At 63.4% G+C, this 15,320-nt stretch carries 12 protein-coding genes; 1 reads left to right on the top strand and 11 read right to left on the bottom strand.

The genetic code is table 11. The features are described 5' to 3' along the window. Positions 1–10: 10 nt before the first annotated feature. The 8 genes from P9250_RS23665 to P9250_RS23630 all read right to left on the bottom strand — a co-directional run bounded on the left by P9250_RS23665 (position 11) and on the right by P9250_RS23630 (position 11,384). Positions 11–1,285: an amidohydrolase family protein gene (locus P9250_RS23665; RefSeq protein WP_244827594.1), complete on the bottom strand. Its 1,275-nt coding sequence runs from the start codon at positions 1,283–1,285 to the stop codon at positions 11–13. A gap of 312 nt (positions 1,286–1,597) precedes the next feature. Further along, positions 1,598–2,188, bottom strand: a complete 591-nt coding sequence (locus P9250_RS23660) for a GNAT family protein (protein ID WP_310395495.1) — start codon at positions 2,186–2,188, stop codon at positions 1,598–1,600. Positions 2,189–2,466: 278 nt separating this feature from the next. After that, positions 2,467–5,208, bottom strand: coding sequence for a sensor histidine kinase KdpD (locus tag P9250_RS23655; RefSeq protein ID WP_250492142.1), 2,742 nt, complete (start codon positions 5,206–5,208; stop codon positions 2,467–2,469). Between the two features lie 32 nt (positions 5,209–5,240). Continuing rightward, a complete protein-coding gene (gene kdpC / locus P9250_RS23650; RefSeq protein WP_250492141.1) occupies positions 5,241–5,798 on the bottom strand; it encodes a potassium-transporting ATPase subunit KdpC in 558 nt (185 codons plus the stop codon). Positions 5,799–5,809: 11 nt separating this feature from the next. Continuing rightward, positions 5,810–7,942, bottom strand: a complete 2,133-nt coding sequence (gene kdpB / locus P9250_RS23645) for a potassium-transporting ATPase subunit KdpB (protein WP_284509323.1) — start codon at positions 7,940–7,942, stop codon at positions 5,810–5,812. Positions 7,943–7,956: 14 nt separating this feature from the next. Continuing rightward, entirely contained in the window at positions 7,957–9,738 is a 1,782-nt protein-coding gene (gene kdpA, locus P9250_RS23640) for a potassium-transporting ATPase subunit KdpA (protein ID WP_310395492.1), read from the bottom strand. Next, positions 9,735–9,830: a potassium-transporting ATPase subunit F gene (locus P9250_RS23635; protein WP_244827589.1), complete on the bottom strand. Its 96-nt coding sequence runs from the start codon at positions 9,828–9,830 to the stop codon at positions 9,735–9,737. Before P9250_RS23635 ends, kdpA begins: the two co-directional genes overlap by 4 nt. A gap of 282 nt (positions 9,831–10,112) precedes the next feature. After that, positions 10,113–11,384 (bottom strand): IS256 family transposase, encoded by a 1,272-nt coding sequence (locus P9250_RS23630; protein WP_409014974.1) that lies wholly within the window; start codon positions 11,382–11,384, stop codon positions 10,113–10,115. A gap of 191 nt (positions 11,385–11,575) precedes the next feature. On the opposite strand from P9250_RS23630, the gene xth reads away from it, so the two are divergent. Further along, on the top strand, positions 11,576–12,352 hold the full coding sequence (gene xth / locus P9250_RS23625; protein ID WP_309842384.1) for an exodeoxyribonuclease III: 777 nt from the start codon (positions 11,576–11,578) through the stop codon (positions 12,350–12,352). A gap of 16 nt (positions 12,353–12,368) precedes the next feature. Here xth and ntrC read toward each other — a convergent pair whose 3' ends face one another. From ntrC to P9250_RS23610, 3 genes are all read right to left on the bottom strand, one after another. Then, positions 12,369–13,847: a nitrogen regulation protein NR(I) gene (ntrC, locus tag P9250_RS23620; protein WP_310395487.1), complete on the bottom strand. Its 1,479-nt coding sequence runs from the start codon at positions 13,845–13,847 to the stop codon at positions 12,369–12,371. Between the two features lie 133 nt (positions 13,848–13,980). After that, complete coding sequence (glnL, locus tag P9250_RS23615; protein WP_244827586.1) at positions 13,981–15,123, bottom strand: nitrogen regulation protein NR(II); 1,143 nt, start codon at positions 15,121–15,123, stop codon at positions 13,981–13,983. Continuing rightward, positions 15,113–15,307 carry a hypothetical protein gene (locus tag P9250_RS23610; protein ID WP_250525664.1) on the bottom strand — a complete coding sequence of 65 codons (195 nt, stop codon included), beginning with the start codon at positions 15,305–15,307 and terminating at the stop codon, positions 15,113–15,115. The genes glnL and P9250_RS23610 overlap by 11 nt, the downstream gene beginning before the upstream one ends. Between the last annotated feature and the right edge of the window lie 13 nt (positions 15,308–15,320).

Below are 15,320 nucleotides of genomic sequence, written 5' to 3'. Positions count from 1 at the left end.
TATTGTCCGCCTAGCGCCAGAGTTTGAAGTCGACGCTTGGCGGCCGTCCCTCCAGCGCAAGCGTTGCGCGCACGGCGGGACTTCGGCTCACGACCTTTCCTCGTCTCACCACGGCCACGCGCGCCGCGCGCAGGCGAATGGCTTCGATCGGATCGCGTGCGTCGAGCACGACGCAATCCGCGTTGCATCCCACTTCCAGCCCATAACCTTCGATGCCCAGAATGCGCGCAGGCGTCGTCGTCACCGCATCGAACGCGGCGCGCATGCCATCCTGGCTCGTCATCTGCGCGACGTGCAATCCCATGTGCGCCACTTCAAGCATGTCACCGGAGCCCAGGCTGTACCACGGGTCCATCACGCAGTCGTGTCCGAAGGCAACATCGACGCCTGCCGCCATCAGCTCGGGCACGCGCGTCATGCCGCGCCGCTTCGGATACGTATCCGATCTGCCCTGCAACGTGATGTTGATGAGCGGATTGGCAATCGCCGCGACGCCCGACTCGCGAATCAGCGGGATGAGCTTGCTCACGTAGTAGTTGTCCATCGAATGCATGGACGTAAGATGCGAGCCGGTCACGCGGCCTTGCAGACCGAGCCGGTGCGTTTCGGCGGCGAGCGTTTCGATGTGACGCGACATGGGATCGTCCGATTCGTCGCAGTGCATGTCGACGCGCAAACCTTGCTCCGCCGCGTATTCGCACAGCAATTTCACGGACGCCGCACCGTCGGCCATGGTGCGTTCGAAGTGCGGGATGCCGCCGACCACATCGACGCCGAGCGCAATCGAGCGCTTGAGATTTTCGAACGCGCCGGCGCTGCGCAGCACGCCGTCTTGCGGAAACGCGACGAGTTGCAAATCGAGATACGGCTTCACGCGCCGCTTGACTTCGAGCAAGGCTTCGACCGCGAGCAGACGCGGATCGCAGACATCGACGTGCGTGCGAATGGCGAGCAAGCCGCGCCCGACCGCCCAGTCGCAATATTGCATCGCGCGTTCGACGAGCGCTTCCTGCGTGAGTTCGGGCTTGAGTTCGCCCCACAGCGCGATGCCTTCCAGCAGGGTGCCGGACGCGTTCACGCGCGGCAAGCCGTAAGAGAGCGTCGCGTCCATGTGGAAGTGGGCATCGACGAAAGGCGCGGTGACGAGCGAACCGTCGGCGTCGATTTCCTCGCGCGCGGTGGCGCTCAAATGCGGCTCGATGGCGACGATGCGCCCCGCTTCCATGCCGATGTCGACCAATTCGCGACCGCGCACGAGCGCCGCGCGGCGAATGATGAGATCCATGTTAGAACCCTCCGCTGTAAGGCTGTTCGTCCGATTGTAGCGGGACAGAAAAGCCGTGCGGGCTTGTTTGGATGACGCGCAAAGCGCGCTAGTGGGCTGTGCGTTGCGATGTTGCGGCGTTTGGAGGACAGATGCCACGTTAAGACAACGTGCCGACCTTGCCGGATGACGCGCGTTACAAGCGCGTGCTGGTCTCGCGCGGCAGAGCGGCGTACTAGCGAAAAGGCGCATCGCCTCGCATGGCAAAGCGCACGCGACGATGCGCTCACGCGCCACTTCGTCGCCTTCATGCACGCGCGGAGGAAGACCCCGCTACGCCTGGCCTTCGAGCTTGGCAAGCAGCATCGCTTTGACGCCGGGCCATTCGTCGTCGATGATCGAAAAGCGCACCGAGTTGCGCTTGCGGCCATCGGGCATGATGCGTTCGTGCCGCACGATTCCTTCCTGTTTCGCGCCGATGCCGAGTATCGCCGCGCGCGACTTCGCATTGAGTTCGTCGGTGGTGAACTGCACGCGCACGCACTGCATGGTTTCAAACGCGTGCGTGAGCAGGAGCAGCTTGGCTTCGGTGTTGATGCCCGTGCGTTGCGCCGATGCCGCGAGCCACGTATGACCGATCTCCTGCTTGCGGTTCGCGCGATCGATTTTCCAGAAGCGCGTGCTGCCGGCAACCTTGCCCGTGTCGCGGCGCACGATCACGAATGGCATGACGGTGCCGGCATCGCGACCGGCGAGCGCGGCATCGATATAGCGGGCGATGGTGTCGGCGTTCGGCACGACGGTGACCGCGAGATTCCAGAGCTCGCCGTCGGCGGCGGCATCGAGCAAGGCTTGGGCGTCATCGCGTTGCAGCGGGCGAAGCTGGACGCGCGGTCCTTCGAGCGTCGGTTGAGGATCGGTCATGGCGTTTTGTGAGCGTGGCGGCGAATGGCATGATCGCATGGAGGCGCGGGCTTCGGCACGCCGCCAGACGGCCGAGGTCTACAGGAAGCCAAAGTGTGCCCGCTGATTCATGGCATTCGTGAATGGCGACGACCCTATTGAGCCGGGCAGCACCGCTCGTCGTCTGCGCGTCCGATATCGTGAGAACGCGTCCGGTTCGTCTACGGAGTCGCAAGGTAATCATTAATCGAAATGACCGCGCCCGACACGCGAGATTCCGGCTCGAGCCATCACGCCGCTCAACCCGCCATATCGCCATCCCGTTGCGGCGCTTCAGCCTCCTCGTCCTGCGGCATGTCCCTAGGCATCGCCTCCTCCACCGGCAACGTGAACCAGAACCGCGCGCCGCCATCTGCACGATTCTCCGCGCCGATGCGCCCGCCATGCGCCTCGACAATCGCCCGGCAGATCGCAAGCCCAAGCCCGATGCCCGGTTTCGCCGACTCCTTCTCCCCGCGCGTGAACTTTTCGAACAAGCGCCCTTCGCTACCGGCAGGCACGCCCGGACCGTCGTCGTCGATACACACGCGCACGACGCGGCCATCGCCATCCTGCTCGGCCGCCGCGCTTATGCGTATGGCGGAACCCGCAGGCGTGTACTTCGCCGCGTTCTCGAGAAGGTTCGCGAAGAGCCGCTCCATCAGCACGGCATCGAGCATGAGAAGCGGCAGATCGGCGGGAACGCGCACCTGCACCGGACGGCCGGCGAGCGTCCGGCGCATGACGTTGAGTGCCGCGCCGACGGTCTCCTCGAGCATCGACCATTGACGGTTGAGCCGCACCGCGCCCGCCTGCAAACGCGCCATGTCGAGCAGATTCGTCACGAGCCCGCTCATGCGCAACGCTTCCTCGTGGATCGCATGAATCAGCTCGCGCGACGACGCTTCCGACGCCCCGCCCTCCAGCAACGACGCAAAGCCGACGATCGATGTCAGCGGCGTGCGCAGATCGTGCGATATCGCGGCCAGCAAGGCATTGCGCATGCGCTCCGATTCCATGTTGACGAGCGCGTCCTGCGCGATCTCCACGTAATGCACGCGCTCCAGCGCCAGCGCGATTTGCGCCGCGAAGGTTTCGATCATGCGCCGCTGCTCGGGCACGGCGAATTCGGCCTCGCGTCCCGTGACGAGCGCGAGCACGCCGCGCGTGCGCATCGGCGCCTTGAGCGGCAAGTAGAGCGCCGCAGCGGCTGGCAGCGTTTCCGCGCCATGTCCCGCGGGCTTTTGCTGATCGTAGACCCATTGCGCGATATCGATATCCAGACGCGCGGCATCAAGCGCCGTGTCGGGATTCGGCTCGCCCACTTTCTGGCGCACTTGTTCGGCGGCATCGGGCAGCAGAATCGCGACCTTCGCCTGGAAAATCTCCGCGACATGGCGCGTGCCGATCTCGATGATCTGCTCGGTCATCAACGCGGCCGCAAGCTCCTTGGTCATCGCGTACATGGCGCTCGTGCGCCGTTCCCGTTGCGATGCAATGCGCGCCTCGCGCCGCAAACTCGACGTGAGATGGCTGATAGTGAGCGAAGTCAGCAGCATCACGATGAAGGTCAGCAAATACTGCGTGTCCGTTACGGAGAACGACAGCGTCGGCGGCACGAAGAAGTAATCGAACGCGGCGACGGAGAGAAACGAGAGCATGACGCCCGGCCCGCGTCCGAGCCGTACCGCCGCGAAGATCACGCCCAGCAGATACAGCATCACGAGATTGGTGATCGCGAAATGGCGCGCTTCCAGGAAGTTCGCGACGACCGTAATGGCCGCACCGATGACGAGCGCAAGAAGGTACGCATGCGGCGGCGAATGCGCGGTGAACGACATTGCGTAGTTCGTGCGCGGTTCGTCGCGTGGACCGGTGGACACGAGCGTCACGTCGATATCCGCCGCCTGCCGCACGATGCGCTCGGTCATCGGCGTATCGAAGAGGCGGCGCCATCCGCCGGGCAAGGACGCACCCGCCACGAGCTTCGACACGTTGCGCATGCGCGCATAAGCGATGAGCGTGGCCGCCGCATCGGCGCCATCCAGCGTGACGGTTTCCGCGCCGAGTTCGGCGGCGAGCTTGAGGGCGTCGAAGGTGCGTTGACGCTTGTCATCGGGAAGGCGTTGCAGGCGCGGCGTCTCCACGTACACCGCGAGCCAGTCCGCCTTCAGCGCACTCGCGAGCCGCGCCGCCGCACGCACCAGCGCCGCGCTTTCCGGGCCCGGACCGATGCACGCGATCAGCCGTTCGCGCGCGCGCCAGATACGCTCGATGGACTGATCGGCACGATACTCGCGCATCTGCGCATCCACGCGATCGGCGGTGCGCCGCAACGCCAGTTCGCGCAGCGCGATGAGATTGCCCTTGCGAAAGAAGTTGCGCACCGCATGCTCGGCCTGTTGCGGCAGATAGACCTTGCCGTCGCGCAGACGGTCGAGCAACTCTTCGGGCGGCAGGTCGACGAGCGTGACTTCGTCGGCGCGATCGAACACGCGGTCGGGCACCGTCTCCCATACGCGAATGCCGGTGATACGCCCGACGATATCGTTGAGACTTTCGAGGTGCTGGACATTGACCGTGGTGTATACGTCGATGCCCGCATCGAGCAGTTCCTGCACGTCCTGCCAGCGCTTCAGATGCCGCGAACCTTGCACGTTCGCGTGCGCGAGTTCGTCGACGAGGATCAGTTGCGGCTTGCGGGCGAGCGCGGCGTCGAGATCGAATTCGGCGAGAAGCCGCCCGCGATACTCGATGCGCGCAGGCGGCAGAACGTCGACTCCTTCGAGCAGCGCAAGCGTCTCTTTCCGCCCATGCGTTTCGACGACGCCCGCGACCACGTCGACACCCTCTTCGCGCAAACGCCGCGCGGCCTGCAACATGGCGAACGTCTTGCCCACACCCGCCGATGCTCCGAAAAAAATCTTCAGCCGGCCGCGCTGACGCTGCGCTTCCTCACGTTGCAGTTTGTCGAGGAGTTCATCGGGAGTGGGACGGGTCATCGTGGGCGGCGGATTGCTTCAAGCGTGATCGATCATCGAACATCGTCGAGCGCGAGATTCAATTTAAGCACATTCACTCGCGGCTCTCCAAAGAGACCGAACTGTCTACCGGACGTTGCCTGCGCGACGAGCGTTTCGACCCGTGCGCGCGGCAGGCCGCGCGCCTTCGCCACGCGTTCGACCTGATACGCCGCCGCTGCCGGACTGATCTCGGGATCGAGCCCGCTGCCCGACGACGTCACGAGGTCGACAGGCGCGGACGCCGGATCGTCGAGCGCGGTGATCCGCGACTTGATTTCATCGGCGAGCGCGGGGTTCGTCGGACCGAGGTTCGAGCCGCTCGACGCGCTCGCGTTATACGGGTTCGGCGTGGTCGCCGAGAGACGGCCCCAGAAGTAGCGCGGGGCATCGAATTGCTGGCCGATCAGTTCCGAACCGACCGCCTTCCCATCTCGCTCGATGATGCTGCCGTTTGCCCGATGCGAGAACGCGGCCTGTCCGAGCGCCGTCACGATGGCCGGATAAAGCAAGCCGGTCACGACAGTCAGCGCGAGCAGCAGCACGATCGCGGGACGCAAGAGGTTCTTCATGTTCATCTCCATTATTGCCAGCCGAGTGCGCTGATGGTCATGTCGATCAGCTTGATGACCGGAAACGGCAACACGATGCCGCCCAGCCCGTAGATCAGCAAATTACGCCGCAAGAGCGAAGCTGCGCCGAGCGCGCGATACTTCACACCCTTCAACGCGAGCGGAATCAGAAACACGATGATCAGCGCGTTGAAGATCACCGCCGAGAGAATCGCCGACGACGGCGACGCGAGATGCATCACGTCGAGCACGCGCAATTGCGGATACGTCGTCGCGAACGCGGCCGGGATGATCGCGAAATACTTGGCCACGTCGTTGGCGATGGAAAACGTGGTGAGCGAACCACGCGTCATCAGCATCTGCTTGCCGATCTCGACGATCTCGATCAGCTTGGTCGGATTCGAATCGAGATCGACCATGTTGCCCGCTTCCTTCGCGGCCTGCGTGCCGGTGTTCATCGCGACGGCGACATCGGCCTGGGCGAGCGCGGGCGCGTCGTTGGTGCCGTCGCCGGTCATCGCCACGAGCCGCCCTTCGGCCTGATGCGCGCGGATGGTCGCGAGCTTCGTCTCCGGCGTGGCTTCAGCGAGATAATCGTCGACGCCCGCTTCGGCGGCAATCGCGGCGGCGGTCAGGCGGTTGTCGCCCGTCACCATCACGGTCTTGATGCCCATCTTGCGTAGTTCGGCAAAGCGCTCGCGTATACCGCCCTTCACGATGTCCTTCAGCTCGATCACGCCGAGCGCGCGCGCGCCGCCTTCGAGCATGCGTTCCGCGACGACGAGCGGCGTGCTGCCGCGTCGCGCGATTTCATCCACGGCGCTCTGCACTTCCTGCGGAAAACGCCCGCCGTGTTCCTCGATGTACTTCTTCACCGCGAGCGCCGCGCCCTTGCGAATCTCGCGGTCGGGAAGATCCACCCCGCTCATGCGCGTCTGCGCGGAGAACGCCAGAAACGTCGCGTGCAAGGTGGCCATGTCGCGTTCGCGGATGTTGAAGCGTTGCTTGGCCAGCACCACGATGCTGCGTCCTTCCGGCGTTTCGTCGGCGAGCGAGGCGAGTTGCGCGGCATCGGCGAGTTCGCGTTCATCGATCCGCGGCGCGGGCGCGAACGACGACGCCTGCCGGTTGCCGAGCGTGATCGTGCCGGTCTTGTCGAGCAGGAGCACGTCGACATCGCCGGCGGCTTCGACCGCGCGGCCCGAGGTCGCGATGACGTTCGCCTGCATCATGCGGCTCATCCCCGCCACGCCGATGGCGGACAGCAGGCCGCCGATGGTCGTCGGGATCAGGCAGACGAGCAAGGCCACGAGCGCGGTGATGCTCACTACGTGGCCCGCCTTCGCGGCATCGACGGCGAACATGGAGAACGGCAAGAGGCTCGCGGTGGCGAACAGCAAGACGAGCGTGAGCGCGACGAGCAAGATGGTGAGCGCGATTTCGTTCGGCGTCTTCTGACGCTTCGCGCCTTCGACCATGGCGATCATGCGGTCGAGAAACGCCTCGCCCGGATTCACGCTCACTCGCACGACGATCCAGTCCGACAGCACGCGCGTGCCGCCCGTCACCGACGAGAAGTCGCCGCCCGACTCGCGGATCACGGGCGCGGATTCACCCGTGATCGCGGATTCATCGACCGATGCCACGCCTTCGATCACTTCGCCATCGGCGGGAATCGCGTCGCCGGCTTCGACGAGCACGACATCGCCGCGCCGCAGATCCGTCGATGCGACGATGCGGATCGGCGACTTCGGATGCGGCTCGTTGAGCTTTTTGGCGACCACGTTGTGCTTGGCGTTGCGCAACGACGCCGCCTGCGCCTTCGAACGCCCTTCCGCCAGCGCTTCCGCGAAGTTGGCGAAGAGCACCGTGAACCACAGCCATAACGCGATCGCGAGGATGAAGCCCGCGGGCGCTTCGGCCTGGCCCGCGAGCGCGGCGATCCAGAGCACGGTCGTGAGAATGCTGCCGACGTACACGCAGAACATCACGGGGTTTCGCAACTGCGTGCGCGGCGCGAGCTTGACGAACGAATCGACGATCGCGGGCTTCACGAGCGCGGGATCGAACATCGAACGGGCCGCCGTGCGCGTCTGCCCGGTATTGTCCGGACGATGCAGCGGCGCTTGATTCATTTGATTCATGCTTTCCTCGAGATTCAGTGGCCGGCGATCATGCCGAGATGCTCGACGACCGGCCCGAGCGCGAGCGCGGGGACGTACGTGAGCGCGCCGACCAGCACCAGCGTGCCGAGCAGCAACACGACGAAGAGCGGTCCGTGCGTGGGCAGCGTGCCCGCCGTCACCGCGAGACGCTTCTTGGCCGCAAGCGATCCCGCGATGGCGAGCACCGGAATGATCGAACCGAAGCGGCCGAACCACATCGCGATGCCGAGCAGGACGTTATAGAACGGCGTGTTCACCGAAAGCCCCCCGAACGCGCTGCCGTTGTTGTTGGCGGCGGAACTGAAGGCATAGAGCACTTCGGAGAAGCCGTGCGCGCCGGGATTGGCGATACCTGCCGTTCCCGCCACGCTCAGCACGGCGATCGAGGTGCCCGCGAGCACGATGAACGGCGTGAGCAAAATGGTGATCGACACCATCTTCATCTCGAACGATTCGATCTTCTTGCCTGCGTATTCGGGCGTGCGGCCGATCATCAGCCCCGCGACGAACACCGCGAGCAACGCGAACACGAGCATGCCGTAGAGCCCCGACCCGACGCCGCCGAAGATCACTTCGCCAAGCTGGATGAGCAGCATCGGCACGAGCCCGCCGAGCGGCGTCAGCGAATCGTGCATGTTGTTGACGGCGCCGCATGAGGCCGCGGTCGTCGCCACCGTGAAGATGCCCGATTGCGCAATGCCGAAGCGCGTTTCCTTGCCTTCCATGTTGCCGCCCGATTGCAGCGCGGACGCGGTCGTATCGACATGCAGCGACGCATAGACCGGATTGCCCGACTGTTCCGCCGCGATCTCGCTCCAGCAGGCGGCGGCGAACGCGATGGTCATGGCCGCGAGCACCGCATAGCCTTGCCGCTTGTCGCCGACCATGCGCCCGAAGACGACGCATAACGCCGCCGGAATGACGAGCATGGCGAGCATCTGCACGAAGTTTGCAAACGGCGTCGGGTTCTCGTACGGATGCGCGGAGTTCGCGTTGAAGAAGCCGCCACCGTTGGTGCCGAGCATCTTGATGGCTTCCTGCGACGCGACGGGGCCCATCGGCAGCGTTTGCTTGTCGTTCTCGAGCGTTTGCGTGACGGCCTTGCCTTGCGCGTCCGTCGACTGCGTCTGATACGTCGTGACTTGCAGCGTCGAGACGTCCCGATACGCCTTGAAGTTCTGGATCACGCCCTGACTCACGAGCAACACCGACACGACGACAGCAAGCGGCGCGAGCACGTACAACGTTGTGCGCGTGAGATCGACCCAGAAGTTGCCGATGGTCTGCACCGAATGCCGCTTGAAACCGCGAATCAGCGCGATGACGACAGCAATGCCCGTCGCCGCCGAAAGGAAGTTCTGCACGGTCAGGCCGAGCATTTGCGCGAGATAGCCGAGCGTGCTTTCACCGCCGTAGTCCTGCCAGTTCGTGTTGGTCACGAAGCTCACGGCGGTGTTGAAGGCGGCGTCGGGCGTCATCGCGCCGAAGCCTTGCGGGTTGGCGGGCAGCAGATGCTGCACGCGCAACAAGCCGTACAGCGCGAGCGTGCCGAGCGCGTTGAAGAGCAGCACGGCGAGTGCGTAGTGCTTCCACGACATTTCCGCTTCGGGGTCGACGCCAGCCATGCGATAGATGAATCGTTCGACGGGTCGTGTCTTTCTCACGATCACCGATGAGCCATCGAGCACGTTCGCGATGTATCGGCCGAGCGGGATGGCGAGCGCGATCAGCACGACGATGAAGAGTGCTGTCTGCATCAGCGAATTGGCGTTCATTCTAGGTTCTCCGCGTCGAGAAGCGCATAAACGAGGTACGCGAAGAGCAGCAGCGTCGAGGCGGCGGCGAGCCACATCATCCAGGCGTTCATGCGCGGCCTCCCTGAACGCGGTTGCGCAGTAGCGCGCAGCCACGCGTGAGGGCCACGCACAGGGCCCAGAACAGGGCTATGCCGGCGAGGTAAAGCAGGTCCATTGAGACGTTCTCCCCTATCGGTTTTCGGATAGGGTGGAGATTAGGGGAGGACGCGTAAAGGGTTGGATAAGGTTGGAGGGGGCGGTGTAAAAATGGTGTAAAGAGGCGCTTCGACCGCAGCTTTGCGAAGCACGCGGAGAACCTGTCCGCATTTTTGTGTGCGAGGCGGTTAGCGGAGTCACCCGCGTGCGTTGGTAAAACGCTCTCCAAACAGGATGGCAAACTGGTTCATCGCGGACGACCAGTCGAACGCCGCGCGTACTGACTTTGCCAGCAGGTTGCGCAATGCCAGCCACAGCAGCTTGATGGCGGCCTCGTCATTGGGGAAGTGGCCGCGTGTCTTGATGATCTTGCGTAGTTGCATGTTCAGACTCTCAATGGCGTTTGTGGTGTAGACGACACGGCGTATGTCCGGCGGAAACACGAAGAACGGTGTGACGTTCTCCCACGCCCGTCGCCACGACTGCACGATAGTCGGATACTTCGCACCCCACGGGCCTTCGGCAAAGGCCTCCAGGGCTTGCTGAGCGGCCTGTTCACTCGCGGCGGCATAGACCGGGCGCAGCGCTGCGGCCACGCTCTTGCGGTCCTTGTAGCTGGCGTACTCCAGACTGTTGCGGATCAGATGCACGATGCAGGTCTGCACGGCCGTGCGCGGGTACGCCGTGCCAATCGCCTCAGCCAGTCCCTTCAGGCCGTCGACCACCGCGATCAGGATGTCCTGGCAGCCCCGGGTCTTCAGTTCGTTGAACACTTTCAGCCAGAACTTCGCCCCTTCGGTCTGTTCGATCCACAGGCCGAGCACATCGCGCTGGCCGTCGGCCTGAATGCCCAGCGCCAGATACACCGCCTTGTTGCTCACCACGCCGTCGCCACGGATCTTCACACGCAGCGCGTCGAAGAACACCACCGGGTACATCGGCTCAAGCGGACGGCTTTGCCAGGCGAGCGCTTCAGCCATGACTTCGTCGGTGACCGAGCTGATGAAATCGGGCGAAACCTCGGTGCCATAGGCTTCGGCCAGAAACGCCTGGATCTCGCGCACACTCATGCCGCGCGCGTACATGGCGATGATGCGCTCGTCGAAACCGGTAAAACGGCGCTCGTGTTTCGGAATCAGGATGGGTTCAAAACTGCCGTCACGATCACGCGGCAGATCGACCCTGAGCGGGCCATAATCGGTGATGAGCGTCTTGCCGCTGGCGCCGTTACGTTCGTTGTCCTGGCCGTCGGGTTTCGGCTGCCCCGCCAGGTAGCCCAGATGCATCTTCATCTCGGCGCCCATCGCGCGCTCGATGAGTGCCTTGTTGAACGCCAGCATCAGGTCCTGGACCTCGGTGGGCGTCATCGGGCCTTTGACCAGGTCATCCAGCAGACCTTCCGGAAGGGCAGGCAGCGGCCCTCGGGCCGCTGCCTGAGAAGCGACGGTGCGTTTCTTCTTCATCGGCATATCCATGACTTTTACCTCTCATAATATGCCTCGCCCACAGAATTACGGATAGGTCCCACGCGCCAGGCTGCCGAAGGCGATCCGCCATGACATGGCGGTATCATTCGGGATGGCTATCCGCACTTGAATTGCCTTGCGCACGAAGTCCGGCGCACTCGACCTCACCAGAACCAAAGATAATCGTCGTCCCCATGAAAATCGCCACCTGGAACGTCAACTCGCTCAAAGTCCGCCAGCAGCACGTCATCGACTGGCTGGCTTCCTCCAACGTCGACGTCCTGTGTCTTCAGGAACTCAAGCTCCCCGACGAAAAGTTTCCGCGCGCCGAACTCGCGGCTGTCGGTTTCAAAAGCTGGTTCGCGGGACAGAAGACCTATAACGGCGTCGGCATTCTGGTGCGCGACGGCATGGAAGTGGACGAGGTGAACGTCATTCGCAATATCCCCGGTTTCGAGGATTTGCAGCAGCGCGTGATCGCGGCGACGGTGGAAGGCGTGCGCATTGTGTCGGCGTATTTTCCGAACGGCCAGGCGCCCGGCACCGAGAAGTTCGCCTACAAGATGCGCTGGCTCGACGCGCTGCGTGAATGGCTGCGCGGTGAGATGGCGCATCATCCGAAGCTCGCGTTACTCGGCGACTACAACATCGCGCCAGACGACCGCGACGTGCACGACCCGAAAGCGTGGGAAGGACAGAATCTCGTATCGCCCGAGGAGCGCGCGCACTTCGTGCAACTCGTCGAACTCGGCCTGACCGATGCCTTCCGCAAGTTCAAGCAGCCCGAAAAGCTCTACACGTGGTGGGATTATCGAATGATGGCGTTCCGCCGGAACATGGGTCTGCGTATCGACCATATCTTGCTGTCGGCGGAACTCTCGGCGCTATGCACTTCATGCGAAGTCGATAAAGCGCCGCGCAAATGGGACCAGCCATCCGACCACGCGCCGGTGATCGCAACGCTCGGCTGACCCCATTTGCTCCAAATCACGCGTCCAGATGCAGTTCCTGAATCTTGCGCGTGATGGTATTGCGGCCAATGCCGAGACGCTCGGCCGCTTCTACTTTCCGGCCGCGCGTGAAGTCGAGTGCTTCGCGAATCACGGCAGCCTCGAAACGGCGCGCGAGTTCGTCCATGACATCGGCCGAATTCTCACGCAAAAGGCGCGCGACTTCCGTGCGCAAGCCGTTCTCCCAGACGCCAGCCGGCGTTCCGGCCAACGGCGCCGCGACGCCGTTGGTGACTGCGGGCCCCGCCGTCATCACGCCATCGGGCAACACCGCAATGCTCTCCGCCGACGCATAGTCCTGTCGCGGCGTGAGGTCGGGTGGCAAGTCCTTCTGCTCGATGACTTGCGCGGGCGCCATCACCGTCAGCCAGTTGCACAAGTTCTCCAACTGGCGCACGTTGCCCGGAAACGGCAGCGACGCCAGGTAAGCAATCGCTTCGTCCGAGACACGCTTAGGCTCGACGCCCAAATCACGCGCGCTCTTCTGCAGAAAATGCCGCGTGAGCAAGGGAATGTCTTCGCTGCGTTCACGCAACGCGGGCAAGCGCAGGCGAATCACGTTGAGCCGGTGATACAAGTCCTCGCGAAACAAACCCTGCCGCACGCGCGATTCGAGATTCTGATGCGTCGCCGCGATCACGCGCACGTTCGCCTTGAGCGGATTGTGTCCGCCCACGCGATAAAACTGTCCATCGGAGAGCACGCGCAGCAAGCGGGTCTGCAAGTCGAACGGCATGTCGCCGATTTCATCGAGAAACAGCGTGCCGTTTTCCGCTTGCTCGAAACGCCCTTGCCGCATGGCCTGCGCGCCGGTGAACGCGCCGCGCTCGTGACCGAATAGTTCGGATTCCAACAGATCCTTTGGAATCGCCGCCGTATTCAGCGCGATGAACGGTCCGTTCGCGCGCGGGCTATGTCGGTGCAAGGCGCGCGCGACAAGCTCCTTTCCGGTGCCTGATTCGCCCGTGATGAGCACGGTCGCCGCCGAATGCGACAAGCGGCCGATGGCGCGAAACATGTCCTGCATGGCCGGCGCCTGGCCGAGCATCTCGGGCGTTTCCGTCACGCGCTCGTCGAAGGCGGACTCGCCGCGCATGGACTCGTCGACGGCGCGGCGGATCAGTTCGACGGCCTTGTCGACATCGAAAGGCTTCGCAAGATATTCGAACGCGCCGCCCTGAAATGCGGCCACCGCGCTATCCAGATCCGAGAACGCCGTCATGATGATGACTGGCAAGCCCGGCAAGCGGTCACGCACCGTTTGCAGCAATTCGAGGCCCGAGCCGCCTGGCATGCGGATGTCGGAGACGAGCACTTGCGGGCTGTCGTGCTCGAGCGCGGCGAGCGCATCGCGCACGCCGGAGAAACTGCGCGTCGTGAAGTTCTCACGTGCGAGTGCTTTCTCAAGCACCCATCGGATTGATTGGTCGTCGTCTACTATCCAGATCGGCTTCATATCGTTCGGCGAGAAGTCTTCGTGTGGTTCGGTGTGAGCCCGTCGAAACGGTCAGGCTTCAAGGCTTGGAGCGCAATCGCGTCGTAAATTGGCGGCCAGGAATGTGCGTCGTTTGGATTCAGGTCGATGATCCTCAGTTTCCGAATGGCAACAGCATGGCGAACTCGGTGCAACCGGGCTTGCTCTCCACTTCGATCAGCCCGTCGTGCTGATGCACGAACGACTGCGCGAGCGTAAGACCCAGACCGCTGCCATCTTCCCGGCCCGACACGAGCGGAAAGAAAATCCGGTCGCGAATCTCACTAGGAATGCCGGGACCGTTGTCAGTGATATGCAAGTCCAATGCCAGTTTGTGCAGCTTTTTGCCAATGGTCACCTTGCGCGCAATGCGCGTACGCAGTTCGATCTTGGCGTCGCCTTGCGAGATGCGCTCTCTCAACGCTTCGGCCGCGTTGCGCACAATGTTGAGGAGCGCTTGAATCAGCTGTTCCTTGTCGCCGCGCAGGTCGGGCACGCTCACGTCGTAATCGCGTTCGATGGTGAGGCCGCGCGGAAACTCCGCGAGGATCACCGCGCGCACGCGCTCGCAGACTTCGTGGATGTTCACATCGCCGACGATATGCGGATGCCGGTGCGGTTCCAGCAAGCGATCGACGAGCGTCTGCAGCCGATCCGATTCCTTGATGATGACCTGCGTGTATTCGCGCAACTCGTCGCGTTCGCGCGCGCCGAGTTCGAACTCGAGCAGCTGCGCGGCCCCGCGAATGCCGCCGAGCGGGTTTTTGATCTCGTGCGCGAGGTTGCGGATGAGCTGCTTGTTTACCGCCGTGAGATCGTGAATGCGCTCTTCGCGGTCGGTGCGCAAATGCCGTTCGTTCTCGAAGAGTTCGAGCAGCACGTAATCGGTGGCGACTTCCAGATACGCGACGATCGCATGCACATGAAACGCCTCGCGCCCGGGGCGTTCGAGCATGGCATCGAGCCGCGTCGCGTTGAAGCGGTTTTCCGCGATAGATGCGATGGTCGTCGCCAGTTCCTCGGAGTTGGCGAAGAGATTGGGCCAGTGCGTCTGCGTGAGTTGCTTGCGCGACATCTCCAGCATCGACTCCGCCGACGGGTTCGCGTACGCGATGCGCTGCGTGCGTTTGTCGAGCACGAGCACGACGGTCGGCAACGCTTCGAGTCCCGGCAGAAGACCGGTTCCCGCGAGTTGGGTGTCGTCGGAGAGTGCGTCGGCGTGCCCTTTGCGGGCCTTGATCAGATTCTTAAGCACCATCGAGCTTTAAAAAGGGTGGCCAATGAGGTCGCTCGTGAAACTCGATCTTCTTCTTTCTTTGTGACTGCATGTGACGCGCATCAGCCACGCGGCGATTAAAAAAGGGACGGCGCGCCGTCCCTTTTTCGTGTTCGCCTAGGGCATGCGCCGCGCGCTTCATCGACCAGCCGTCTACGAAGCGCATCGACGTCATGCGT

This window comes from Caballeronia sp. LP006 (assembly GCF_031450995.1).
Lineage (GTDB): Bacteria > Pseudomonadota > Gammaproteobacteria > Burkholderiales > Burkholderiaceae > Caballeronia.
Note: the sequence above shows the minus strand (reverse complement) of the source record. Positions and strands in the feature narration are given on the sequence as shown.